Source organism: Streptococcus hongkongensis (genome assembly GCF_053206145.1).
Genome location: NZ_JBRUGD010000015.1, coordinates 1 through 26,416, shown reverse-complemented (window position 1 = coordinate 26,416; position 26,416 = coordinate 1). Strand labels below are relative to the sequence as shown.

The window sequence follows — 26,416 nt, the reverse complement described above, 5'->3', positions numbered from 1 at the left end:
GGTCATTTATATGTTTTTTTGTTCTTCTCTTAAAAATAAGTCAGATAGAACTCATATTTATCCTATATTTAAAAGTCACAACTTAAAAAATCCACTTTATTTAGTGGATTTTTTAATCTTATTTGAAGATGTTTTTTAAGTCAGACAAAGACTCTTTTCCCTTAGAAATCCCCTTTTCAAGAATGCCTTCAACCTCTAGTTTTTTATCGCCAAGTACCTTCCCTGCTGTCTCTTTTGCTTCGCCTTTAATTTCTTCGAATTTTGCTTTTGTCTTTTCATCTAACATAATAAAATTCTCCTTTTTGTTTTATCATACCACTTGACAATTAACTTAGCAAATAAAAACTATATCAATTTCAGAACAAGAAAAAAGCCTGTAATAACAGGCTTTTGAAGTACTTAATGTAAGAATTAAAGCATTTTGTTGTAGAATTCAACGACAAGTGCTTCATTGATTTCTGGGTTGATTTCATCACGTTCTGGAAGACGTGTTAATGAACCTTCCAGTTTTTCAGCATCGAATGATACGAATGCTGGGCGTCCAAGTGTAGCTTCAACAGCTTCAAGAATTGCAGGTACTTTCATTGATTTTTCGCGAACTGAAATCACTTGACCTGGATTTACGCGGAATGATGGAATATCAACGCGTTTTCCGTCAACAAGGATATGACCATGGTTAACGAATTGACGTGCTTGACGACGAGTAGTTGCAAGACCTAAACGGTAAACAACATTGTCAAGACGACGCTCTAAAAGAACCATAAAGTTGAAACCAAGCGTTCCTTCTTTAATTTTTGTAGCTTGTACGAACAAGTTACGGAATTGTTTTTCACCTAAACCGTAAGAGAAACGTAATTTTTGTTTCTCAGCAAGTTGCAAACCATATTCAGAAAGTTTGCTACGGTTGTTAGGACCGTGTTGACCAGGTACGTAGTTACGACGTGCCAATTCTTTACCTGTGCCTGTAAGTGATAACCCAAGGCGACGTGATTGTTTCCATGATGGACCAGTATAACGTGACATATTTGATGTCCTCCTCTATTTTTTTGAGGAAATAACTGTTTAAAAAATCCTGATTCGTGCAGGTGGCTTTCGCCTAAACAGCAAAGGTTACTTGATTAGATAACCACCTGTTGACGAGCTTCATATTTTTCTGCTGCTATTTCACACAAAGAGTATTATACCATAGTATTCATTTGTTGTAAATGTTATAAACTGTATTTAAATAAAAAAGTAAGCAAAGCTCACTCTCTTTATGACTAATCAAAATATCGAATTAAAGTTTTCTCTGTCAAAATATCTGAATAAGTATATGATTCAACATAGGAATTACTTATTGCACCTGGTTGATCAGCTTCATCATTATATTGAATAATAAATAAAGAAGGATAAACTTCAATCAAACGACCTATCTTTGTTTTTTCACGTTTTCTCCCATTTTCCAATGTCAATTCAACTAATTGACCTTCATGGGCTTTTATATCCTCTTTAATCTTCTTCATTTTTGCTACATCTGCAAATGCATCACTCATTGTGTTTTAACTCCTTTTATCTCTCATCAAATTGTGCTATCGTTGAAAACTTATTATACTCTTTTTGGAACATTAACTTTACTGTTCCACGAGCACCTGCCCGGTTCTTTTCCAATATCACTTCAACTGTATTGTCTTCGACAGCATCTTCGGGATCTTCACCCTCTTTACGATAATAATCATCTCTATATAAGAAAGCTACAATATCTGCATCCTGTTCAATTGATCCGGATTCACGAATATCTGAAAGTACTGGACGTTTATCTTGCCGTTGTTCAACTCCACGAGAAAGCTGACTAAGAGCAATTACAGGTACTTTCAACTCTTTTGCCAATATTTTCAATTGTCTAGAAATATCTGATACTTCTTGTTGTCTATTTTCAGGCTTTGTACCAGTAATCAACTGTAAATAGTCAATTACAATTAGTCCTAGACCAGCCACTTCCTGAGCCAATTTCCTAGAACGAGACCTAATTTCAGTAATTTTGATACCAGGTGTATCATCAATATAGATTGGGGCCTCGGCCAATGCACCTTGTGCGATTGTAACATTGTTCCAATCCTGTTCTGTCAATTGCCCTGTTCGAAGGCTGTGAGAATCAACCATTCCTTCTGCAGCAAGCATACGATCTACTAAACTTTCAGCCCCCATCTCAAGTGAGAAAACTGCTACAGGTTTTTTCTGCTTTGTACCAACATTTTGAGCAATATTTAAAACAAATGCAGTCTTACCAACGGCAGGTCTTGCTGCTAAAATAATTAGTTGATCCGGGTGTAAACCTGTTGTAATCTTGTCAAGGTCTCTAAAGCCTGTCGGTAAACCAGTGACATCACTTGTTTGTTTCGAACGTGCTTCAAGACTTTCATAATTGACCTTTAAGACTTCCGAAATTTTTCTAAAACCACTTCTGTTACTATGTTCATTAATTTCAATTAATGCACGCTCTGCACCTGCAATAATATCTTCCGAATCATTTGCTCCCTCGTAAGCTAAGTTGACAGTATCTGTCAATCTAGTTATGATGTTTCGTAACATTGACTTCTCACCAACGATTTTAGCATAATATTCAGCATTTGCACTCGTTGGCACACTATTTACAAGTTCGACAATATATGACAAGCCACCTATATTTTGAAGATCCCCTTGATCATCTAGGATAGTTCTCACTGTTGTAGCATCAATAGCATCATTTCGATCACTGAGTGTAATCATTGCCCGAAAAATAATTTTATGAGCATATTTGTAAAAGTCATCTGGAGAGACAAATTCTCTGACTGTAATAAGTTTATCAGGTGAAATAAAAATTGACCCTAAGACAGATTGTTCAGCAAGTAAATCTTGGGGTTGAACACGAAGTTCTGGAACTTCAGGCAAGTTTAACACCTCCTTTTTATATCATGCAATTATTAGGCTTGATCAACTTTTAATTTAATTTCTGCCGTTACTTCCTTATGCAATTTCACTGGAACCTCAATCAATCCAATGGCACGAATAGGATGATCTAAGATAATATGTCTTTTATCTACAGTAATTCCAAATTGTTTTTTTAATTCTTCAGAAATCTTTTTCGCTGTAATAGAACCAAAAGTACGGCCATCTGGTCCTACCTTTTCTGTAAATAAGACACGCGTGTTCTCCTCACTCAAAGCCTTTTGCGTTGCTTTAGCTTCAGCTAAAATCTCTGCCTGAGCTTTCTCTTCCGCCTTTTGTTTGCCTTTTAATTCGCCAATAGATTGATTAGTCGCTTCTTTAGCTAAGTTTTTCTTCAAAAGAAAGTTTTGTGCGTAGCCAGTTGGTACTTCTTTAACTTCCCCTTTTTTTCCTTTTCCTTTTACATCTTGTAAGAATATGACACGCATTTACTCTACCTCACTTATTTCTTTCATTGTATTTTCTATTGTTTCAACTAACATTTCCTTGACATCAATTAGACTATCATTGTCAATTTGACAGGCAGCTAAATTAAAGTGACCACCACCACCAAGTTTTTCCATGATCCGTTGTACATTAATTTTACTTCTACTTCTAGCAGAGATAATTACTTTATTTTGACTTGTTTTAACAATTGCAAAGCTGGCTTCAACACCTGCCATTAACAACATTGTATCGGCTGCTTTACTAGCAATGACATTTGTGTAAACTGCATTGTCAATTCCTGTAGCAACCATAATATCACCTTCAATACGATTTGCTCTGAGAATAATCTCATTAATTTGACGATATTCTTCAAAATCAGTTGCTGAAATTTGTTGGATTTCAACACTGTCACTTCCCTTATTTCGGAGGTAACTTGCAACGTCAAACGTACGACTAGTTACGCGTGTTGAAAAGTTTTTAGTATCTAACATGATACCTGCCATTAAAATACTAGCCTGTATCTTGCTAAGTCGTTTTTTAGCATTTTGAAATTGAATTAACTCTGTTACCAATTCTGCTGCGCTACTTGCACCACTTTCAATAAAGGTCAAAATAGCATTCTCTGGGAAATCATCATCTCGTCTGTGATGGTCCACAACGATGACATCTTTGAACATCTTATAAAAATCTTCAGAAAGTGTTAAAGATATTTTTGAGTGGTCCACTAAAATTAAGATAGATTGTGGTGTTACTAATCTCATCGCGTGATGAACGCTAATTAACCGTGTCTTCCCATCAGCTTGTAGTCTTTCAATAGCACGTTCGATATCTGGTCCCAATTCATCAGGATTATAGACTACGTAGGAATTATCTATAATATTAGAAGCAAAGAATTGCATTCCTACTGCCGACCCTAAGGCATCCATATCTAGCTTCTTGTGCCCCATAATAAATATATTATCAACTACTTTAATTCTATCTGAAATGGCAGTCATCATTGCACGAGTACGTGTTCGAGAACGTTTGACAGTTGACACAGACCCACCACCAAAGTAAACCGGATTCTTACTCTCATCATTCTCTCTAATAACAACTTGATCACCACCACGAACTAATGCTATATTTAAATTCTCAAGGGCAACCTGACCTATCTCATTATGATTATTTATACCATATGAAATTCCCATACTTAACGTTAAACGTAACTGTTTTTCTTGTGCTTGATTTCTAAATCCCTCTAAAAAGGCAAACTTATCATCCATCATTTCTTTTAAAGTATGAAAATCAGTAAAGAAATAATACCTATCCATATTGACACGTCGATAGAAAATATGCTTAGATTCCATAAATTCGGCAATAAAATTAGCAACAAAACTATTAATTGCTGAAACATCTGCATCTGTCAAATTATCAGTAATATCATCGTAATTATCAATAGATATAATACCAACAGCTGGTCTTAGCATACTAGCATCAACAGTTTGTCGATTGCCAACATAAACATCAAAAAAGTAAAATATTCCGTTAGCCTCATCTATATATGAGGAGTACCTATTACCTGATATTTCAAATGTTTGTGAAATATTCCCTTCTAATTTTTCATTAATTATTTTTCCAATCATATGATTATCAAAATGACCACTCTCATCAGTGAAAATTAGTTCTGCATACGGATTATACCAGACAATTGCTTTTGATTCCTGATTGTATTGAATGACTCCTACAGGCATTTTATCCAAAAGTGTTTTAAGATTATTTTCAGTCTGCTCATTTAAAAGTTCGATATGATCAAAATCAGACAGTTCATACACTTGTTTTTGATACCAAAGTAGTGCAGTTACAAATAAGAGTACTAGAAAAATAGCTACTAAAACTAGTACCTCTGATTCCATTATTCTTACACATAGTGCAAGCAATCCAAATAATATTAACCCCATCATAATTAAATGAATGGTTTCAAAACGAAATCTTTTCATCTATTAACCTCTTAAGCAATTATTATATCACAAAACAGCCCTGAAATACAGAGCTGTTGGTCCTATTGAGGTTACAATTTCATGACCTTTATATTTTTCTTCTAGCTTTGCCATTTCCTTCAATATAAACCATTAAAATTGAAATGTCAGCTGGGTTCACACCTGATATTCGACTTGCCTGACCAATTGTTTCAGGATTTATTTTTTTAAATTTTTGACGTGCTTCAGTAGCAATTGAATCAATCGCATCCCAGTCTATATTTTGGGGGATCCTTTTTTCTTCCATGCGTTTCATTTTTGCTACTTGATCCATTGCTTTATTGATATAACCTTCATACTTAATTTCAGTCTCTAACATTTCAACGATTTTAGGACTCAAATCCTCAGCAGCTGGACCTACAAAATTGACAACTGTTTGATATGAAATTTCTGGTCGGCGCATAAACTCTTTTGCTGTCATAGCATCTGTTAAAGGTTTAAAGCCTAGTGCCTGAACCTTCTCATTTGTTTCTTTAACAGGTTTAAGCTTAATACTATCCAATCGTTTTAATTCATTTTCAAATTGATGCTTTTTAATTTGGAAACTATCCCATCGTTGATCATCAACTAAACCAATCTCACGACCAATCTCAGTTAAGCGCATATCTGCATTATCATGACGAAGAATCAAACGATATTCAGCTCTTGAAGTCAAAAGACGATAAGGTTCAAGAGTCCCTTTAGTAACCAAATCATCAATCATGACACCAATATAAGCATCGCTCCTCTTTAAAATCAACTCAGGCTTTCCTTGAACTTTTAAAGCAGCATTTATCCCTGCGACAATTCCTTGTCCAGCAGCTTCCTCGTAGCCTGATGTTCCATTTGTTTGACCTGCGGTAAATAACCCTGAGATAAGCTTTGTTTCTAGCGTAGCCCTCAATTGATGTGGCAAAACAATATCATACTCTATGGCATAGCCTGTCCGCATCATTTCTGCATTTTCCAAGCCTTTAATAGAATGAATTAATTCTTTCTGAACATCCTCAGGTAAACTAGTTGACAATCCTTGAACATAAACTTCTTCAGTATCTCTGCTTTCTGGTTCTAGGAATAATTGATGCCTCTCTTTATCAGCAAAACGAACAATTTTATCCTCAATTGACGGACAGTATCTAGGACCGACTCCTTTGACAATACCAGAAAACATTGGTGCACGATAAAGATTTCTATTAATAATATCATGACTAGTACTATTGGTATAGGTTAACCAACATGGAATTTGATCTTTTAAGTAATCTTCATCTTTACTTAAAAAAGAAAAATGATTAGGCGTTTCATCACCGGGTTGAATTTCTGTTTTATCATAATCAATTGATGATGCCTTGACCCGTGGTGGTGTTCCAGTTTTAAAACGACCAATCTCAAGTCCTAGTTTTTTTAAATTATCTGCCAAGGTAATCGAAGCTAAACTATTATTTGGTCCAGAGGAATATTTCAACTCACCAAGAATAATTTCACCACGAAGAGCAGTTCCTGTTGTTACTACAACTGCATTAGCTGAAAACTTCTGACTCGTTGCCGTCAGAACCCCAACAACTTTTCCATCTTCAACTAAAATATCATCAATAATAGCTTGACGTAGCGTCAAATTCTCCTGTTTTTCAACTGTTTTTTTCATTTCATGAGAGTACAGTGACTTATCAGCTTGTGCACGTAAAGCACGCACTGCTGGACCTTTACCTGTATTCAACATCTTCATCTGAATATAGGTTTTATCAATATTTTTAGCCATTTCGCCACCAAGGGCGTCGATCTCTCTAACAACAATACCCTTTGCTGAACCACCTATTGAAGGATTACAGGGCATAAATGCTAACATATCCAAACTAATTGTTGCAAGCAGCGTTTTACAACCCATTCTACTTGCTGCTAAAGCAGCTTCTACACCAGCATGCCCTGCACCAATAACGATGACATCATAATTTTCACTGAATTCATGAATCATTTTTATTTTCCTCTTCTTATTTATTTTCTTTATTAATAATATGCTTTAATTGTCCATTCCAAATAGGAAGTTCACGCTTTAAAAACTCAGGAACGAGATTGATAGACTCCAATTCCTCGAATGGTACCCATTGACATGGTAAAACCATCCCCGGTTCATTCATCTGTAAAGGCGGATCGATTGTTGGATTAACGATATAATGAAATTCAACATTATGCCATTTTTTCTCATTAATTTTAAAATGATTTTCAACAATAAATGCCATCTGTAAATTCATGACGTCGATCCCTACTTCTTCTTTTGTTTCACGTGAAACGGCCTCAAGAGAGGTTTCACCAAATTCTAGGGCACCACCAATCGTATAATACTTATCACCTTTCTTGACTAAAAATAGTTTTCTATCTCTGACCAGTAGTACAGTAGCTCTAACTTCCATCGTAGAATTGGATTCGATTATTCTAAAATCTTTGGACATTTTCTACTCCTAACATAGACAAAAAAAGTCAAAACCCGAGGAAACGTAGCCAAAAAGACCTACAATTTCCATGAGCTTTGACCATCATGATATTGTTACCTTAATTTTATCAAAATTAGTAATCTTGTCAATATTTATTAAATATTTCATTGTCAACCTATTGTCAACTGAAATTGACAACTCTTGTCAACTTTATATTTTAAAAGCACCTTTTATCCCAATGACTAGCATCTGAATACCAATTGTTGTTAAAATTAACCCCATCAACCTTGTAATGATTCCCATCATATTTTTTCCTAAAAATTGAGCAATAGGTTTTGCACTTAATAGCAGTAGATAGGTAATTACACAAAGAATGAAGAATGCTAATAAGGTTATAGCCTGATTTTGGAAGGAACCTTGAGATAAGGTGATGGCAGTAGCAATTGTACCAGGGCCAGCAAAGAGTGGCATAGCTAATGGTGAAATGGCAACTTCTGTAGGGTCTTCCCTATTACCTGTTTCAAGATTTTTTGAAGTTGGTGAATGTACCCCATTTATCATATGGTAACCAGTTAGGGCCACTAAAATACCACCTGCTATTCGTAAAGAATGAATAGTGATTCCAAAAACTGTAAAAATATATTGTCCGCTGACAGTAACAAGAGCAATAATGCAAAAGGCTACAATTAAACTTTTTCCAGCTATTTTTTTAGAAATCGTTTGATCATCATCAGCCACCAATGCAATATATGCAGGCAAGTTTGACAATGGGTTCATAATGGCAAAGAAGGCCATAAATGTTAATATAAATTTAGAAATCATTTTACTCCTTCTTTAAACTTGTCAATTAGATATATTGACAAGCTTTACCATCTTTATAGGCCATTTCAATAATTCCGCCACCTAAACACTCTTGTCCATCATAAAAAACAACCGCTTGACCTGGGGTTATGGCTCTTTGTTCTTCATCAAAGATAACTGTTGCTTTATCGTCTTTTACGTGAATCGTTACTTTCGAATCTGGTTGACGGTATCTAAACTTAGCTGTACACGTCATTGTAAACTCTTGTGGCATGTCTTTTGTGAAATGAATCATTGATGCATTAAGGCTCGTTGACATTAGTGACTCATGATAAAATCCTTGACCAACATATAAGATGTTTTGTGAAAGGTCTTTTCCAACTACAAACCAAGGTTGATTATCACCACCATGTTGACCACCAATACCTAGTCCTCCACGTTGACCAATAGTATAGTACATTAAACCTGCATGTTCACCCATATCACGACCATCTACAGTTCTCATTGGACCTCTTTGGGCTGGTAAGTACTGACTCAGAAATTGTTTAAAGTTTTTCTCTCCAATAAAGCAAATTCCTGTTGAATCTTTTTTCTTTGCTGTTGCTAATCCTACTTTCTCAGCGATTGCTCTTACCTCAGATTTTTGTAGGTGACCAAGCGGAAAAAGTGTTTTTTGCAATTGTTTTTGAGATAATTGACTTAAGAAATAAGTCTGATCCTTACCATTGTCAACTCCTCTCAACATATGAACAGTACCGTCTTGATCTCTTTCAATCTGTGCATAATGTCCAGTTGCCACATAATCTGCACCTAGTGTCATAGCATAATCTAAGAAAGCTTTAAATTTAATTTCTTTATTACACATCACATCCGGATTTGGAGTTCTTCCTGCCCGATATTCTGCAAGAAAATATTCAAAAACGCGATCCCAATATTCTTTTTCAAAGTTTACTGAATAATAAGGAATACCAATTTGGTCTGCTACAATTGCCACATCTTTATAATCCTCAGTAGCTGTACAAACACCAAACTCATCGGTATCATCCCAATTTTTCATAAAAACACCGATTACATCATAGCCTTGCTCTTTTAAAAGTAAAGCTGTAACAGAGGAGTCAACTCCTCCACTCATTCCTACCACAACACGTATGTGTGAGTTGTCCATAAAATAATTCTCCCATCTTTTCGTTTAACGTACGATTTGAAGGTCGTCGTTGTCTCAAAAGTCGATTTGAAGGTCGATTTTGAAGCGCATTTTAATGCTCACTTATTATAACAATTTCTGTAGAAATTGCCAATTAATTCCACGTTCGATAATTTTTTATCATAACAATAATTTTTTATCTTTTTTGCTGACATTTTTCATTTTTCTGTTATAATAAGCTTATATTATAAAAATTGGAGTTGCTTATGAAAACACAAAAATTTCAATCCGTTTTCGATATTATTGGACCGGTCATGATTGGTCCATCTAGTAGTCATACGGCAGGAGCTGTTCGAATTGGTAGAGTTGTCCATTCTATTTTTGGTGACATTCCAGATGAGGTTACTTTCCATTTATACAACTCATTTGCAAAAACTTACCAAGGACATGGAACTGACAAGGCTCTAGTTGCCGGTATCATGGGGATGGATACTGATAATCCAGAAATAAAAAATTCTCTTGAAATAGCTCACCAAAAAGGAATCAAAATTTATTGGGATATTTTAAAAGATAGCAATGCTCCTCACCCAAATACTGTCAAGATTTCAGTTAAAAAAGGTGATAAAGAGATGAGTATAACTGGCATTTCCATTGGTGGTGGTAATATCAAAGTAACAGAATTAAATGGTTTTTCAGTAGCCTTATCAATGAATACACCAACCATAATTATTGTACACCAAGATATTCCTGGAATGATTGCTCATGTAACTGATGTTCTTTCTGATTTCAACATTAATATTGCTCAAATGAATGTTACACGTGAAGCTGCGGGAGAGAAGGCTATCATGATTATCGAGGTCGATTCACGAGACTGTCAAGATGCAATCAAACTTATTGAAAAGATTCCACATTTACACAATGTCAACTTCTTTGACTAGAAAGAGAATTTATGTTTTATACTATTGAAGAATTAGTTCAACAAGCCCAAGAGCAACATAATGGAAATGTTGCAGAATTAATGATTGCAACAGAAATCGAAATGACTGGACGTACACGCGATGAAATCATTTCAATTATGAAACGCAATTTACAAGTTATGCGTGAGTCCGTTGTCAATGGCTTGACACCTTCCAAATCAATCAGTGGTTTAACTGGTGGAGATGCTTTGAAAATGGATAACTACATCAAATCTGGAAAAACTATCGGCGATACTACAATTTTAACTGCTGTTCGAAATGCCATGGCAGTTAATGAACTAAATGCTAAAATGGGATTAGTTTGTGCGACACCTACAGCAGGAAGTGCAGGTTGTTTACCAGCAGTTTTAGCAACAGCAATTGACAAACTTAACTTAGATGAGGATCAACAATTAGACTTCTTATTTACAGCAGGAGCATTTGGATTGGTTATTGGTAATAATGCCTCTATTTCTGGTGCAGAAGGTGGCTGTCAAGCTGAAGTTGGTTCTGCATCAGCAATGAGTGCAGCTGCATTAGTTAAAGCAGCTGGAGGAAGTGCCTATCAGGCTAGTCAAGCTATTGCATTTGTTATCAAAAATATGTTAGGATTAATATGTGACCCTGTTGCAGGATTAGTAGAAGTTCCTTGTGTAAAACGTAATGCACTTGGAGCAAGTTTTGCTATTGTTGCTGCCGATATGGCATTAGCTGAAATCGAATCACAAATTCCAGTTGATGAAGTTGTAGATGCCATGTATCAAGTTGGTTCAGCTCTGCCTACTGCTTTCAAAGAAACAGCAGAAGGCGGTTTAGCTGCAACTCCAACGGGTCAAAATTTTATGAAACAAATATTTGGAGAATAACTCCAAGTATCTATTGGAGGACTGATGACAGCTGTATTATTTGACCTTGATGGAACATTAGTTGATTCTAGTAAAGGTATTGTAAATGCATTTACTCATACGTTTGAAACTTTAAACGTTTCTCCACCAGACATTACAACTTTGTCAACTTATATAGGCCCTCCACTAGAAACAACATTTCTAGACTATTTTAATGAAAGTAGTAAAGTAGAAGAAGCTATTAAACATTTTAGAGCATACTACAAAAAAAGTGGTGTTTATCAAGTTCATCTTTATAATGAAATCAAGGAATTATTAATCTCACTTCTTGATTTAAATTATGATTTATATGTCACAACAAGTAAACATCAGCCTATGGCAGAAATAATGTTAGAAGAATTAAAAATTAGTTCCTACTTCAAAAAGATTTATGGATCTGAAAAAGAAAGATTTTTAAAAGTTGATGTTATCAAAGCTTGTTTAATAGAAAATCAAATCAAGCCAAACGAAGCTATTATTGTTGGTGATACAAAATTCGACATGATTGGTGGTCAAGAAGCTGGTATTAATACTTTAGGAGTAACTTGGGGATTTGGTACTCAGGATGACCTTTTGGCTAATGGAGCTAATTTGATTGCTAATACACCAAGTGACGTTCTCTCCTTATTATCCATAAAATCGTAACCACCCGTGAAAACGGGTGGCTTGTACACCGGCTATAAGCCGTTTCTCTCCAGCGACGTCTAAAGACGCTCGCTGAACTTCGTTCAGGCTATGCTTTTGTTACTTGACTGATGCCCGTAACAACGGGCTTTTTTCTTGTCCTGAATCCTCCGTCAGAAAACGGATCTTCATATTCTTTTACACTTAACTTATCAAGCGCAATGTCATCTTTCTCTTGCTCACGTATATATATTTCGCTACAATTTGTTCATTCAATCCAACTGTACTGACGTAGTATCCCCTCGCCAAAAACTTGCGATTCCCGTATTTATACTTTAAATTAGCATATTTATCAAATATCATCAAAGCACTTTTACTTTTCAAGTATCCCATAAAATCTGAAATCGCAAGTTTTGGTGGAATAAGGACAAGCATATGAACATGGCTGGGCATCATGTGTCCTTCTATGATTTCCACACCTTTGTATTCACATAGATGACGGAAAATTTCAATCAAATCCTGCCTTATTTTGTATGTGATAAACTGTAACTGGTTTTAGCCACTAGCTTAGCTGGTGGTTTTCTTGTTTTTCTATACGAGAAAAACTGGCTGGAAGCCATTAAAAAAGTGAAGACTATACTTTGTCTTCACTCTGAGGATTCTTAATAAAGAATCCTTTCTTTTTAATAACCCCAAGCAGATAAACCTTGGTTGTTATATGCTTTTATTGCTGAATTAACTTGATCTTGAACAGTAGCAGTTGAACCCCAACCTGGCATCGTTTGGAAAAGTCCTGAAGCTCCTGAAGCATTTGATACATTAGGATTACCATTTGACTCACGAGCAATAATGGCTTCCCACGTCGATTGTGGGACACCAGTTGCTGCAGCCATTTGTGCTGCTGCTTGACTTCCTATAACACCTGCTGTATTTCCATTTGATTGGTAAACTTGAGTTGCCGAATACTGTTGTACTTGTGTTCCTTGTACTGATGCTACAGGTACTTGAGTAGGAGCAGTTTGAACTTGCTCAACTGAAGTAGCTTCTGGAATTGATGCTTCTGGAGTTACTGAAGCTTCTGTGGAAGAGCTTGCTGCTTGTTCACTTGAACTTGGTTCAGATTTTGTTGAAGAAGCCTCTACAACTTTTGATTTTTTTACTCTTTTTACAATTTTTGTTTCAGGTTTTTTAGCAAATGACTCTGTATCAACTTGTTTACTAGAAAATGCAAACACTAAAGCTAATAATCCAATTGCAAATGCTAGTACCCCAAAACCAACATAACTTTGTTTCAGATTTTTAATTCTATACATAAAATACCTCTTTTTCTCTAACTAACATAATAGCCTAAGTATGTTACCTACGTATATAAGTTATATTAAAAATGTTACAGAGATATTTTATTTTATAAAGAATTCTGAATTTTTTATACTACATCTAGTTAATATTTTGGTTTTTTAACATAAATAATACTATACCTAGAATAATAACTAATATTAATGCAATTGTATCCTTCAAATCCCACTTTAAAAGACGGAATTTAGTTCTACCATCTCCTCCACGATATCCTCGTGATTCCATAGCAATGGCTAAAGCGTCAGCTCGTTTAAAGCTTGATGCAAATAAGGGAATTAAAATTGGAATAATCGATTTGACTTTTTGGATAAGGTTTCCTTCACCAAAGTCAACACCTCTGGCTTTTTGTGCGTTCATAATTCGAGTAGTATCATCCATTAAAGTAGGTACAAAACGTAAACTTAATGATAACATTAATCCAATCTCATGAGCTGGTACTTTAAGAGGTTCAAGTGGTTTCAGTAAAGATTCAACAGCATCAGATAGACTAAGAGGTGTAGTTGTTAAAGTTAGGAGAGTCGAAAAGAAAATAATCAAGACAAATCTCATAAATATTAACAATGCTTGACTTAAGCCAAAATCAGTAATTTTTATTATCCAAAAGTGATATAATACATTTCCAGATTGCGTAAAAAATATTTGGAAAAATGTTGTAAAAAGTATTATTCCAACCATTGGTTTTACACCGTTTAAGAAAAAAGAAAACTTAATTTTCGATAAAAGAACAATAATTACTGTAAACAACAACATAATTAAATTAGTTATCAAATTATTTGCCCAAAAGATGATAACAATATAAACAATCATCGCTAATAATTTGCTGCGCGGATCCAAACGATGAATAATTGAATCTCCAGGTATGTATCTTCCAAGAATCAGCTTATCCATGCTTTAATACCTCTCTTAACTCATCTAAAGTAATAGGTAAATAAGGTAAATTCATTCCTTTTTTGACCAAATTTTGAGCAAATTTTGTTACTTTTGGTACGCCTAGTTGCTTTTGTTCAAGCAAGTCAACATCTTGAAAAATATCTTTTGGAAGACCACTATTAATGATTTTACCAGACTCTAAAATGTAAACAAAATCGGCAAAGTTAGCAACATCATCCATCAGATGTGTTACTAATACAATTGTCAACCCAGACTCATGAAGATTTTTAAAGAGTGACATTAACTCTCGTCGTCCTTTGGGATCTAATCCCGCTGTTGGTTCATCAAGTACAAGAATATTAGGTTGCATAGCTAATATCCCAGCTATTGCAATGCGTCTCATTTGACCACCAGATAGTTCAAATGGATTTTTTTCAAATAAATTTTCTGGTATACCAACCATTGCCAATTTCTCACGTGCAATTGACTCCGCTTCTTCTTTGGATACTCCAAAATTTTGCGGACCAAAAGCAACGTCCTTTAAAACTGTTTCCTCAAATAATTGACTTTCTGGAAACTGAAAAACCAATCCGACATGCTTTCTAACCATTTTGATATCTTTATTTTTGGATTGATTCGTAATTTTTTGACCGTCAACAGTAACAATCCCTTTACTTGGAACCAAAAGTCCATTTAAAAGTTGCATTATCGTTGATTTCCCAGATCCTGTATGTCCTATAAAAGCTGTAAAAGAGCCATCAATAATATCAAGGTTAATGTCAAAAAGGGCACGCCCTTCAAAAGGAGTCCCTTCCTGGTATGTATAGCTTATATTTTGGAAATTAATTGCCATAATTGATTTTCTAATTCCTTTTCTGAAAGGTAGTCGTCTTCAATTTGATAGCCCTCTTCTTTTAGTAAATTGATAACTGTACTTGAAAATGGGACATCTAATCCTAAGTTTAATAAGTCATTGCCTCGTGAAAATAGCGTTTCTGGAGTAGAACTTGATTCAATTTGACCGTTTTTCATGACTAGAACTCTATCACTTAAAGCAACTTCGTCCAAATCATGTGTAATTGAAATAACTGTCAAATCATACTCTTTCCTAATTGATTGAATTGTTTTAATCAGTTCCAATCGTCCTTTGGGGTCTAACATGCTTGTAGCTTCATCTAGAACGATAATCATTGGTCTCAAGGCAACAGCGCCAGCTATTGCAACTCTTTGTTTCTGTCCACCAGATAATCTAGAAGGTTCTCTATCTTTAAATTGGCTCATACCAACTAAATTTAGAGCCTCTTGGACTCTACTTTCCATTTCTAGATGATTAACACCTTTATTTTCTAGACCAAATGCAACATCATCTTCTACAGTTGCCCCAACAAATTGGTTGTCTGGATTTTGAAAAACCATACCAATTTTTTGTCGAATATTCCAAACATTAGACTCTGATAATATCTCACCATCTACCATGATTGTTCCAGTTTCAGCTTCTAAAATTCCATTTAATAGTCTAACAGAAGTAGATTTTCCAGAACCATTATGCCCAATAATGGAGAGCCATTCCCCACGTTTCACGTGGAACGAAATATTATTTAAAGTATAACTTTCTTGGTCTTCATGGTACTTAAATTTTACATTCGTAACTTCAATAATATTTGTCATTTTTATTTAAAGGTATCTTTGAATAAGAAGCCTGCTCCTCTAAAGTAATCATATCCTGAATAAATAGTAAAGAATAAAGCAATATAAAGGAGAATATTTCCAATTATAGTTAGGTGACAAAATAGGAAAATAATGGATAACATTTGTGACATTGTTTTTATTTTCCCTGGCATGGCAGCTGCAAGAACAGTACCTCCTGATTCAACTAATAAAAGGCGCAAACCTGTTACAGCTAATTCACGACAGATGATAATTGCTACGATCCATGCCGGAGCTAAACCTGCACCAACTAACATAACAAAAGCACTCATAACAAGCATTTTGTCAGCTAATGGATCTGCAAATTTACCAAAATTAGTAACAACTTTCCATTTTCTAGCTAAATAACCATCTAAGTAATCTGTCAAACTAGCGACAGCAAAAATTACCGCAGCTACTATATGCCAAGATAAAGAATGTGATAAGGTTGTTATTAATAAGAAAATTGGAATCATAAGTATTCTAATTAAGGTCAATATGTTTGGAATATTTTCTTTTTTTGTCATTTTTTTACCTTACTTTTGAAATTTTAAAGTGATATAACTCGTATCAGTAACAGTAATAGGACTTAAATCAAGTGGTTGACCATCAATTAAAACAGATACACCTTGTGTTATTCCTAAAGTCAACAATGCTTCACTAACGTCTTTATCAATAGTTGTAGAATAAGTCGGATTTTCCTTGGTCAAAGTAATACCCGTTTCTCCAATATCAGAATTTGTTAATGAAATCCAAGAGCTTTCAGTATCCTTTAAAGATACAGTCAATTTGACTGATTCTTTTGATTTTTTTACTGTTGCTTCTAAGTAATTATCTTGACCTTGGCTTGTGATTTCTGTTTTAGGCTGAATACTACTAGAAGTCTCAGTTTTATTTTGTGATGATACACTCTTCGTAACCTGTTCTGTTTGCAAATTTTTTGCTTTGTTTTCCTTATTCATTTGTTGCCAAACTGCAAAGAATAAAAAAGCAAAAATGATCAATGCTATTATTGTCAATAAAATTACTAAAAAGATTGATTTTGATTTTTTTTGATTTTGACTTATTCTACTTTGTCTTGAACTTTCAAAGTAAACGTGATCATCATTTTCAAAGGAAGTATTCTCTGAATAATCTTCTTTTTTACTTTTTAACTCATCTTTTTGAGGTTTACTATCATTTGCTTTAGCTTGTCTTGAAAACGAAATTTTATCTTCAATACGATGACTTAACTTATTTTCAACAATTTGAGTAACACTTGGCTCTTGGCTATTACTTTTTTGGGCCATTTGCTCAATATACTTATTTTTTATAATAGTGAAATCTAACCCTACTATTTCCGCATATTGTTTCAAAAATTGATCTAATTTATGTTCTGGAATGATTTTGTATTGATCTAACTCCATTGCTAATAGATAATGTGAAGAAATGCCACTTATATTTTCAATATCATCCAAAGTAATATTTTTTCCCACTCGAGACTTCCGTAGAATCTCACCAAGACTTTTTTCTCTCATACAGGTACCTCTAAAAATAATATAATAATTCCATTATAGCAAACTTTTAACTATTTTGGAAAGACTGTGAAATCTGATTCCTCTGCTTGTTTGAAAAAATCCTCTGCTATAGTCAATACTTCATCAAGTTGGATACTTTCTAAAATATCTGGTATATCATAATAAGTATCTTGATTCGTTAGAAAAAGATTGAATTGACTTGCGATTTGTTCCACATTATCTAGACTCTGTAAAAAATCACCATACATTTCACGTTTTAAAATAGCAAAATGCTCTTGATTGAAATCATCTGAGCTATTACAGTTTTTGATTTTTTTTCTGATTTCGCTAGACATACCAATCGGTTGATTAGTATCTAAACTAATTAGAACAAAAGAAAAATTATTATTAATTTCAATTTCTATATCAAACGAATCATCAATTTTTCCTTGCTCATACCAAGTTTGATATGTTTTGGATGTCCAACCAAATAACATTGACATTGCAAGTCGTAGAGCGATTTTTATGGTTAATAAGGAAAGATTATTTGAAACTTTTTGTCCTCTGAATCCAACAACTAATTTAGAATTCATTATTTCCATGCTTTTAGAATTAGATTTAACAACGGGATTGTAGATTACATCATCAATTCTTTCTACTTGTTTTCTTGCACGGAATTTTTTTTGATAGGTTTCGATTGCTGAATAAGTTTCTTCAATATCAACATCACCAACAATTAATAAATTCATATTATTAGGCTTATAAAAATAATTATAATTCCTTTTTAAAATTTTAGTCGTTATTTGATTAATTGATTCTTTACTACCAGCAATATCATCGGCCAAACTTGTACCCGAAAATAAGTTCTGCAAGATTCCAATATAAGCTTGATAATCAGCATCATCAGCATACATGTCAATTTCTTGAGCTATAATTTTCTTTTCTTTATTGACAGATTCTTCTGTAAAGCTAGCTGACATTACCAATTCCTGTAACAAAGTCAAACTTTCTATGAAATTTTCAGAGGTTGAAAAATAATAGGATGTTTTATCAAATGTTGTAAATGCATTGACATCAGCTCCTAACTGCGTAAATTTAAGTGATACATCCTCACCATCAACATCTTCAAAAAGTTTGTGCTCCAGAAAATGTGCAATCCCTTCGGGATTATCCCATAATCTATTTCTAAGTGTAAACTTTTTGTCAACAGAACCAAAATCGACTGTCAACATAGCCGTTTTCTCTTTAAACCCTGTTTTTGGAATAATAAAGATATCTAATCCATTTTTAAGCCTAGTATAGTGAACTTCTTCATCAAATTTATTGAATGTTATCTTCCTTAGTAATGTCATTTATTTACCCTCTAGATAGTAAAGTGCTTGTAGTTTTAATAAATTTGCTGCTTTTACGATATCACGTTTACTTATCTTATTAATCTTATCAATCCAAATATCTAATTGATAATCACTGTCAACATAGTCAATAATATACATTCTATCAATTAAAACTTTACAATTATCTTGTGATTGATTTACAGAGTTTACAATCATCGATTTTGTTTTCTGAATTAAATTACTTGAAAATCTTCCCATTTTGATATCATTGACTTCTTTGATAATAAGTTGTAAAGCTTTTTTTCGATCTTTATTGTCAATTCCAGCAAAGATGTCCATATAGCCAGTATAAATATCCATACGGCTACCAATACTATAAGCTATTCCCTCTTCCTCACGTATTTTTGTAAACAACTTAGAATGTGAAAATGAGCCAAGCAAAGCATTTAAAATAATCAATGCATAATGATTTTTTGATCCAAAGTCAGCAGTAAAATGATAACCCATTTGTAATATTGATTGATTAATATCTTTTAGCTCTTTTGTATCATGAACAACATTAATATAATCTTGTTTATATATAAAGTTTAGATTTTTATTTCTATCTACGAATGGAAATTGATGCAATTGCTGTACGACTCTATACTCTTCAAAATCCCCAACCATATAAATATCAATACAATCTTCCATCAGCATATGATGAAATTCTTGATAACTAGTATAGGCCGTTTCTTTACTTACTAAATCAATTGTTCCATATTTAGAGAGTTGAAGATTTTCATCGCTGTAAAATAATTCTTTAGCTTTTAATGAACTATAATAAAATGAATCTTCCTTATCTGCCTCTAAGTAAGTTATTAAGTTTGTTTTTTCAATTTCAAATACTTTTGGTTGATACTGTGCAACAGAAAGAAGAGGAGAAAATAGGATTCCCCTCAAAAATTGAATCATTTCATCAAGAACACTTTCACCATTGAAAGCATACTTATCTTGAACAAAACTAATATCAATATCAACTATATGCACTAGACCTTTGGTTGATACTCTCGTTGACAGACTTGCACCATATAATTGAGCTAACTTTTGTCTAAAAGCTTGTGTAGTAGGATATTCTTCGTTAGCTGTTGCCAGCATTTGTGCGACTAATACACGTTTAGCCACTGTTTTTTGATTTAAATCACCAGAAAATCTAACTGTAATGTGATTTGATTTATATTGCTTTGTCTTAATAAAGTGAAGTTGTACACCTTCAACAATTTTCATAGTACATCCTTATAAAAAATATATGTTTCTATAAATTATAACATTTTTAACCATTTTATTAGGTAACTTAACCTAAATATTATGAATTTTTAGCCACTAAAAGGGTTGAGAAAAACCAACCCTTTTTATTATTTTTTCCTTTTAATATGAAAGGAAAACACTCATAAATTTGCGAGGTCATGAATGTGAGAATTATAACTGATTTCAAGCAGAAACAATTCATTTTTATTATACACCCTTTTATAATGATGTCAAAAAATTGCATCTAATAATATTAACATGCTAATTCTAAAAAGGCCTAATGTAGGATGTTGATGATTAAATATTATTCTCAAAATATGCTATAATAATGTGACTTGAAAATTGGAGATATTATTATGGAATACAAATTATTTAGTGAATTTATAACATTACAAGCCTTATTAAAAGAATTAGGAATTATTCAGAGTGGTGGAGCAATCAAAAGCTTTTTAGCAAATCATACTGTTTTATTTAATGGAGAGGATGAAAAAAGAAGAGGAAAAAAAATAAGAATTGGTGATATCATCACCTTACCTGAACAAGATTTAACAATAACTCTTCTTGAACCAACTCCAGAAGAATTAGAGGATTACAAGGAAGCAGAAGAAGAGAAAAAACGTGTCGCAAAAATAGTAAAGGAAATGAATCAATCATTAAAAAGCACAAAAAAAACGCAAGGAAATAAAAGAAAAATTAGTAATACTAAGACTAGACAGACTAAATCAGGTAAAAGTACAGCTGTTAAATTTCCTGGTACATAATAATGTGGTTAAAAGACTTAAAATTACAGCATTTTAGAAATTATGATTCACTAAATATCAGTTTTTCTGAAGGTTTAAATGTCTTTATTGGAAATAATGCCCAAGGCAAAACAAATATCCTAGAAGCTATTTATTTCATTGCATTAACAAGAAGTCACCGAACTAGATCTGATAAAGAACTAATAAAATTTTCAACAGATCAGTTATCTATAGAAGGTAATCTAAATCGTCTCTCTGGCAATATTAGTTTAGCAATTAATTTATCTGATAAAGGCCGAACTACAAAGATAAATACTTTAAAACAAGCAAAGCTTTCCGACTATATTGGAACTATGATGGTTGTACTTTTTGCACCTGAGGATTTACAATTAGTCAAAGGGGCTCCTGGACTCAGAAGAAAATTCATTGATATAGATTTAGGCCAGATTAAACCCGTTTATTTATCAGATCTATCAAACTATAATCATATTTTAAAACAGAGAAATGCTTATTTAAAATCAGCTAAAACAATAGATTTTGATTTTTTAATTGTTTTAGACCAACAGCTTGCCTTCTATGGGAGTCGTGTTATTGAACAAAGAATCCAATTCATTACTAATCTCGCCAATGAAGCTGACAAACATCATAAAGCCATCTCAAATAAGTTAGAAAGCTTGCAAATTTCTTACTTATCCTCTATTGATACTAGTCAAAATGATCTCATCCAAGAAAAATTTATGGAACAACTAGAAAAAAATAGACAACGTGATATTTTTAGAAAAAATACAAGTACTGGACCTCATCGAGATGATATTGAATTTTTCATCAGTGGAATAAATGCTAACTTTGCTAGTCAAGGACAACACCGCAGTTTAATACTTTCTTTGAAGATGGCTGAAGTTAGTTTAATGAAAACCCTAACTGGAGACAATCCAATTCTTTTGCTGGATGATGTCATGAGTGAACTAGATAATACGAGACAGACAAAACTACTTGAAGCAGTTATTCAAGAAAATGTTCAAACATTTATTACTACAACAAGTTTAGAACATCTTTCACAACTCCCTGAAACAATTAAGACGTTTCAGGTAACTAATGGTAAAATAAAAGCAGACTAGGGTCTGTTTTTATTTTTAATTGACAATATTATTTACAGTTAATTTACACTGAATAATATATTTATAGCAAAAAATATAAGTGTTTTTTTTGTTATAATACAGTATTCTTTACACATATTGTCATTGGTTGACAATATGTGTAAACTAAAAAGAGTCATCTAAAGATGACTCTTTTTGTTAATGAACTGAATAGTTTGGTGCTTCATTGGTTATTTGAACGTCATGTGGATGACTTTCAATTAAACCAGCGCCTGACATTTCAATGAACTGTGCATTTTCATGTAATGATTTAATAGTGTTAGCACCAACATAACCCATACCAGATCGAATACCACCTAACATTTGGAAAACAATATCAGAAGCAGCACCTTTATAAGCCACACGACCTTCAATACCTTCAGGGACAAGTTTATTAGCTTCATTTACTGAACCTTGGAAGTAACGATCGCTTGATCCTTTTTTCATTGCTGCAATTGATCCCATACCACGGTAAGTTTTAAACTTACGACCTTGGAAAATTTCAGTTTCACCAGGAGCTTCATCAGTTCCAGCAAACATTGAACCAAGCATGACAGCATTTCCCCCTGCAGCAAGTGCTTTAACAATATCTCCGGAGTATTTAATACCACCATCTGCAATAATAGTCTTACCGTATTCACGCGCAACAGCAGCAGCATCATAAATTGCTGTAATTTGTGGAACACCCACCCCAGCAACAACACGTGTTGTACAAATAGATCCAGGACCAATACCAACTTTAACAACATCAACTCCTGCATCATAAAGAGCACGTGCTCCTTCAGATGTTGCAATATTACCAGCAATTAGGGTTTTATCTGGGAAGTAGGCACGAATTTCAGAAATTTTTCTCAAGACTCCTGCTGAATGACCATGTGCAGTATCAATAACAATAGCATCAGCTCCAGCTTCAAATAATGCTTCCGCACGATCAAACGTATCTGAAGTTACCCCTACAGCTGCAGCAACTAAGAGACGTCCAAATTTATCTTTTGCAGCATTGGGAAATTCGATAACTTTTTCAATATCTTTAATTGTAATAAGTCCTGACAAACGACCATTATCGTCAACTAACGGTAGTTTTTCAATACGATGTTCATGAAGGATCCGTTCTGCTGTTTCTAAATCAGTCCCAATAGGAGCAGTAACTAATTTTTCACTTGTCATATGGTCTGAAATTGGTGCATCATAATCACTAATAAAACGCATATCACGATTTGTAATGATACCAACAAGTTTACGATTATTTAATGTTTCAACAATGGGAACACCTGATATTCGATAACGTTGCATAAGTTCTTCAGCTTCAGAAACTTTATGTGCTGGTGTTAGGAAAAAAGGATCAATAATAACACCATTTTCTGAACGTTTTACTTTTCGAACTTCTTCAGCTTGTTCAGTGATTGACATATTTTTATGAACGACACCAAGTCCACCTGCACGCGCAATAGCAATTGCCATTTTACTATCAGTAACAGTGTCCATGGCAGCAGTGATAATCGGAATATTTAATGTTAAATTTTTAGCAAGCTTAGTCTGCATAGTAACTTCATTAGGTAAGACATGACTCTCTGCAGGAATAAGTAAAACATCATCAAAGGTATAACCTTTTTTTAAAAATTTTGTTTCCCAATTTGACATTAAAATGATCCTCTTTTCTCTATTGTTATAGGGGATAATAGCCCAGTCTATTTTTTTATTGTTACTATCATATCATGCTAAGCAAATTTGTCAATAAATTAAGAAATATTTTCAATTTTTAAAAGAATCAATAAATAAGTCCATCATTTATTGTTGCAAAAGGAAAATGTTACTGTATTAAATTAAAAAGTTCGTTAAAAAAAGTTACAATATTAATTGCAACTTTTTAATCATTAGAAATAATTTATTCCCATAGCTTTTTTTACTTCTGACAGTGTTTGTGCCGCAACAGCTTGTGCTTTCTGGCTACCTTTTTCTAACATTCGGAAAACTTCACCCATATCATTAGCATACTCTAACCGTTTTTGACGAATTGGTGCTAATTCACGTTCTAAGATTTCTAAAAGATAACGTTTTGTTTTGACATCTCCTAATCCACCATTTTGGTAATGCTCTTTCATTGCTTGGATATCAGCTTTATCTTCTTCTTTACCAAAAATATCTAGATAATGAAAGACCATATTTCCTTCAATTTTACCTGGATCTTCAACACGAATATGATTTGGATCAGTATACATACTCATCACTTTTTTGCGAACTGTATCTGCATCATCAGACAAATAAATACCATTTCCTAAAGATTTGGACATTTTTGCATTACCATCGAGACCAGGTAAGCGACCAGCCCCCTCGTTTTCAGGATATAACCCTTCTGGTTCTACTAAACAATTTGTATGGTAAGTATTATTGAAACTTCTTACAATTTCTCTTGTTTGTTCAATCATAGGTTTTTGATCATTTCCAACTGGAACAAGATTTGCTTTAAAGGCTGTAATATCTGCTGCTTGGGAAACAGGATATACTAAAAATCCACTTGGAATACTTTCCCCAAATCCTTTTTGTGCAATTTCTGTCTTCACTGTTGGATTGCGTTCTAAGCGGGCTAATGAAACAAGATTCATATAATACATTGTTAATTCAGCGAGTTCTGGAATTTGGCTTTGAATAAAAATCGTTGATTTATTAGGATCTAAACCTACAGATAAATAGTCTAATGCTACATTTCCAATAGAATCACGAATTAATTCAGATTCTTTTGCATGATCTGTTAAAGCTTGCTGATCAGCTAAGAAAACAAACATCTTATAGTTATCTTGATTTTGCAAGATAACACGATTTTTCAATGAACCAACATAATGGCCTAAATGTAGTTTCCCTGTTGGTCGATCTCCTGTTAATATAATTGGTTTCGACATTTTTTCTCCCTATAACTAATAATAGAAAAGCCCTCACGCTATTTGCGTGAGGGCGTTATTACAATTGAATACGCGGTACCACCTCAATTAATACCAATATTATGATATTATCTTTTCTTCTTTATATATAAGAAGTTGCACTGTAAGGGGTGCCATTCCTGAGATTTATTGATTCATCTCACTAATACATTAGCCCAATTCATCTATTTATTTTATTAGTTCCCAGCCCCACTAACTCTCTTTAAAAATACGATAGACTACTCTTCTAATTAGCTTTAATTTTATGAAAAAAAAATTTTTTTGTCAAGTTAATAAAAATCCCTTGACATAAGGTTAATTCATAGTAGATAATGGTATTATTTTCACGACAAGGAGAGAATAGAATAATGAAAAGTAAAATAAAGGACATAGTCTTTGTTACAATTGGAACATTTATTACTGCAATTGGCTTTAATACTATGTTTGTGGACAATCATATTGCTGCTGGTGGCATGGTTGGTATTTCAGTTGTCATGAAAGTATTATTTGGCATTAGTCCATCTTTATTTTTAATGTTAAGCAATATTCCACTTCTTTTTTTATGCTATTTTTTCTTGGGAAGACAAAATTTTGTTAAAACTTTATATGGTTCTTGGATTTATCCAATTGCCATTAGAGTTACCAATTTTTTACCTAGTATCACCCATAATCAACTCTTAGCAGCAATATTTGGTGGTATTATTGTTGGAATAGGAATAGGCATGGTTTTTTGGGGTAATTCATCTACGGGAGGAACTGGTATACTAACTCAAATTTTACATAAATTTTCTCCTTTAAGCCTAGGAATTGCAATGACTATTGTTGATGGAATAAGTGTTGCTATGGGATTTTTAGCTCTATCTGCTGATGATGTAATGTATTCTACAATCTGTCTTTTAGTAATTGGGTATGTCATTACAGTTATGGAAACAGGCTTTAATTCATCCAAAAATGTCATCATCATTTCAAAAGAATATAGTCAAATCAAAGAATATATCCAAAAAGTCATGGATCGTGGTGTTACTAAAATTCCAATCCGAGGTGGATATACAACAAAAGATAATATCATGTTAATGGCTGTTATTTCTACTTATGAATTTCCCTCCCTTCAAGAAAAAATTACTGAACTTGATGACACTGCCTTTGTTGTGGTTATGCCTGCGGCACATGTTATTGGGCGAGGTTTTAGTTTAACAAAACATTATAAACGTGAAGATGAAGATGTTTTATTACCAATGTAATAGTTATCACCCCACGACAAACGCATGAAGAAAGCTTTGTTTTCAGAAATCAAGATTCATAATGACAAAATCAGTCAAAGTAGTAAACTAGAAGTGAGGTGACTAGGATGATTGATTTTATTATTTCTATTGATGAACG

26 protein-coding genes, 1 pseudogene and 1 other annotated feature are annotated in these 26,416 nt (G+C 33.5%); of the genes and pseudogenes, 6 read left to right on the top strand and 21 right to left on the bottom strand.

From position 1 onward, the window contains the following. Positions 1–118 precede the first annotated feature (118 nt). From ACVRZD_RS09110 to mnmA, 10 genes are all read right to left on the bottom strand, one after another. On the bottom strand, positions 119–286 hold the full coding sequence (locus ACVRZD_RS09110) for a CsbD family protein (protein ID WP_037626615.1): 168 nt from the start codon (positions 284–286) through the stop codon (positions 119–121). 125 nt (positions 287–411) lie between these two features. Beyond that, positions 412–1,023, bottom strand: coding sequence for a 30S ribosomal protein S4 (gene rpsD / locus ACVRZD_RS09105; protein WP_037626614.1), 612 nt, complete (start codon positions 1,021–1,023; stop codon positions 412–414). 236 nt (positions 1,024–1,259) lie between these two features. Beyond that, positions 1,260–1,532, bottom strand: a complete 273-nt coding sequence (locus ACVRZD_RS09100) for a Veg family protein (RefSeq protein ID WP_037626612.1) — start codon at positions 1,530–1,532, stop codon at positions 1,260–1,262. A 16-nt stretch (positions 1,533–1,548) separates the two neighbouring features. Next, entirely contained in the window at positions 1,549–2,907 is a 1,359-nt protein-coding gene (gene dnaB / locus ACVRZD_RS09095; RefSeq protein WP_037626611.1) for a replicative DNA helicase, read from the bottom strand. Positions 2,908–2,939: 32 nt separating this feature from the next. Then, positions 2,940–3,392: a 50S ribosomal protein L9 gene (rplI, locus tag ACVRZD_RS09090; RefSeq protein WP_037626610.1), complete on the bottom strand. Its 453-nt coding sequence runs from the start codon at positions 3,390–3,392 to the stop codon at positions 2,940–2,942. Beyond that, positions 3,393–5,366: a DHH family phosphoesterase gene (locus ACVRZD_RS09085; RefSeq protein ID WP_037626608.1), complete on the bottom strand. Its 1,974-nt coding sequence runs from the start codon at positions 5,364–5,366 to the stop codon at positions 3,393–3,395. Between the two features lie 88 nt (positions 5,367–5,454). After that, a complete protein-coding gene (mnmG, locus tag ACVRZD_RS09080) occupies positions 5,455–7,353 on the bottom strand; it encodes a tRNA uridine-5-carboxymethylaminomethyl(34) synthesis enzyme MnmG (protein WP_037626607.1) in 1,899 nt (632 codons plus the stop codon). Positions 7,354–7,369: 16 nt separating this feature from the next. Further along, positions 7,370–7,828 carry an NUDIX hydrolase gene (locus ACVRZD_RS09075; protein WP_037626606.1) on the bottom strand — a complete coding sequence of 153 codons (459 nt, stop codon included), beginning with the start codon at positions 7,826–7,828 and terminating at the stop codon, positions 7,370–7,372. Between the two features lie 192 nt (positions 7,829–8,020). Further along, complete coding sequence (locus ACVRZD_RS09070; RefSeq protein WP_037626604.1) at positions 8,021–8,632, bottom strand: MarC family protein; 612 nt, start codon at positions 8,630–8,632, stop codon at positions 8,021–8,023. A 25-nt stretch (positions 8,633–8,657) separates the two neighbouring features. After that, the gene (gene mnmA, locus ACVRZD_RS09065; RefSeq protein WP_037626602.1) at positions 8,658–9,776 is read right to left on the bottom strand and encodes a tRNA 2-thiouridine(34) synthase MnmA; all 1,119 of its coding nucleotides are present in this window, start codon (positions 9,774–9,776) and stop codon (positions 8,658–8,660) included. A 245-nt stretch (positions 9,777–10,021) separates the two neighbouring features. Here mnmA and sdaAB point away from each other — a divergent pair, with 245 nt between their 5' ends. From sdaAB to ACVRZD_RS09050, 3 genes are read left to right on the top strand one after another with little or no spacing between them, the layout of a single operon-like run. After that, positions 10,022–10,693 carry an L-serine ammonia-lyase, iron-sulfur-dependent subunit beta gene (gene sdaAB / locus ACVRZD_RS09060; protein ID WP_037626601.1) on the top strand — a complete coding sequence of 224 codons (672 nt, stop codon included), beginning with the start codon at positions 10,022–10,024 and terminating at the stop codon, positions 10,691–10,693. 11 nt (positions 10,694–10,704) lie between these two features. After that, the gene (sdaAA, locus tag ACVRZD_RS09055; RefSeq protein ID WP_037626600.1) at positions 10,705–11,577 is read left to right on the top strand and encodes an L-serine ammonia-lyase, iron-sulfur-dependent, subunit alpha; all 873 of its coding nucleotides are present in this window, start codon (positions 10,705–10,707) and stop codon (positions 11,575–11,577) included. 24 nt (positions 11,578–11,601) lie between these two features. Continuing rightward, entirely contained in the window at positions 11,602–12,240 is a 639-nt protein-coding gene (locus tag ACVRZD_RS09050) for an HAD hydrolase-like protein (RefSeq protein WP_037626598.1), read from the top strand. An 88-nt stretch (positions 12,241–12,328) separates the two neighbouring features. Here the strand turns inward: ACVRZD_RS09050 and tnpA are convergent. From tnpA to yfmF, 9 genes and pseudogenes are all read right to left on the bottom strand, one after another. Then, positions 12,329–12,729 (bottom strand): annotated as a pseudogene (gene tnpA / locus ACVRZD_RS09045) (IS200/IS605 family transposase); the annotation flags it as partial. A gap of 173 nt (positions 12,730–12,902) precedes the next feature. Then, a complete protein-coding gene (locus ACVRZD_RS09040; protein ID WP_037626597.1) occupies positions 12,903–13,532 on the bottom strand; it encodes a transglycosylase SLT domain-containing protein in 630 nt (209 codons plus the stop codon). A gap of 124 nt (positions 13,533–13,656) precedes the next feature. Then, positions 13,657–14,463, bottom strand: coding sequence for an energy-coupling factor transporter transmembrane component T family protein (locus tag ACVRZD_RS09035; protein WP_037626596.1), 807 nt, complete (start codon positions 14,461–14,463; stop codon positions 13,657–13,659). Then, a complete protein-coding gene (locus ACVRZD_RS09030; protein WP_037626594.1) occupies positions 14,456–15,298 on the bottom strand; it encodes an energy-coupling factor transporter ATPase in 843 nt (280 codons plus the stop codon). Before ACVRZD_RS09030 ends, ACVRZD_RS09035 begins: the two co-directional genes overlap by 8 nt. Then, the gene (locus ACVRZD_RS09025; RefSeq protein WP_037626592.1) at positions 15,274–16,113 is read right to left on the bottom strand and encodes an energy-coupling factor ABC transporter ATP-binding protein; all 840 of its coding nucleotides are present in this window, start codon (positions 16,111–16,113) and stop codon (positions 15,274–15,276) included. The genes ACVRZD_RS09030 and ACVRZD_RS09025 overlap by 25 nt, the downstream gene beginning before the upstream one ends. Positions 16,114–16,115: 2 nt before the next feature. Beyond that, positions 16,116–16,658, bottom strand: a complete 543-nt coding sequence (gene pgsA / locus ACVRZD_RS09020) for a CDP-diacylglycerol--glycerol-3-phosphate 3-phosphatidyltransferase (protein WP_037626591.1) — start codon at positions 16,656–16,658, stop codon at positions 16,116–16,118. 9 nt (positions 16,659–16,667) lie between these two features. Continuing rightward, on the bottom strand, positions 16,668–17,648 hold the full coding sequence (locus ACVRZD_RS09015) for a helix-turn-helix domain-containing protein (protein ID WP_037626590.1): 981 nt from the start codon (positions 17,646–17,648) through the stop codon (positions 16,668–16,670). Between the two features lie 50 nt (positions 17,649–17,698). Then, positions 17,699–18,979: an EF-P 5-aminopentanol modification-associated protein YfmH gene (yfmH, locus tag ACVRZD_RS09010; protein WP_447450446.1), complete on the bottom strand. Its 1,281-nt coding sequence runs from the start codon at positions 18,977–18,979 to the stop codon at positions 17,699–17,701. Further along, complete coding sequence (gene yfmF / locus ACVRZD_RS09005) at positions 18,980–20,224, bottom strand: EF-P 5-aminopentanol modification-associated protein YfmF (RefSeq protein ID WP_037626589.1); 1,245 nt, start codon at positions 20,222–20,224, stop codon at positions 18,980–18,982. Between the two features lie 377 nt (positions 20,225–20,601). Here yfmF and yaaA point away from each other — a divergent pair, with 377 nt between their 5' ends. Both yaaA and recF read left to right on the top strand, forming a co-directional pair. Beyond that, complete coding sequence (yaaA, locus tag ACVRZD_RS09000) at positions 20,602–21,006, top strand: S4 domain-containing protein YaaA (RefSeq protein ID WP_037626587.1); 405 nt, start codon at positions 20,602–20,604, stop codon at positions 21,004–21,006. 2 nt (positions 21,007–21,008) lie between these two features. After that, positions 21,009–22,103 carry a DNA replication/repair protein RecF gene (gene recF / locus ACVRZD_RS08995; protein ID WP_037626586.1) on the top strand — a complete coding sequence of 365 codons (1,095 nt, stop codon included), beginning with the start codon at positions 21,009–21,011 and terminating at the stop codon, positions 22,101–22,103. Positions 22,104–22,280: 177 nt separating this feature from the next. On the opposite strand, the gene guaB is transcribed toward recF, so the two are convergent. Together guaB and trpS are read right to left on the bottom strand one after the other, a co-directional pair. Next, positions 22,281–23,762 (bottom strand): IMP dehydrogenase, encoded by a 1,482-nt coding sequence (gene guaB, locus ACVRZD_RS08990; RefSeq protein WP_037626585.1) that lies wholly within the window; start codon positions 23,760–23,762, stop codon positions 22,281–22,283. A gap of 233 nt (positions 23,763–23,995) precedes the next feature. Then, entirely contained in the window at positions 23,996–25,018 is a 1,023-nt protein-coding gene (gene trpS / locus ACVRZD_RS08985) for a tryptophan--tRNA ligase (RefSeq protein WP_037626584.1), read from the bottom strand. Between the two features lie 45 nt (positions 25,019–25,063). Beyond that, positions 25,064–25,301, bottom strand: a binding site (T-box leader). 103 nt (positions 25,302–25,404) lie between these two features. Here trpS and ACVRZD_RS08980 point away from each other — a divergent pair. After that, positions 25,405–26,277, top strand: a complete 873-nt coding sequence (locus ACVRZD_RS08980) for a YitT family protein (protein ID WP_037626583.1) — start codon at positions 25,405–25,407, stop codon at positions 26,275–26,277. Positions 26,278–26,416: the final 139 nt, after the last annotated feature.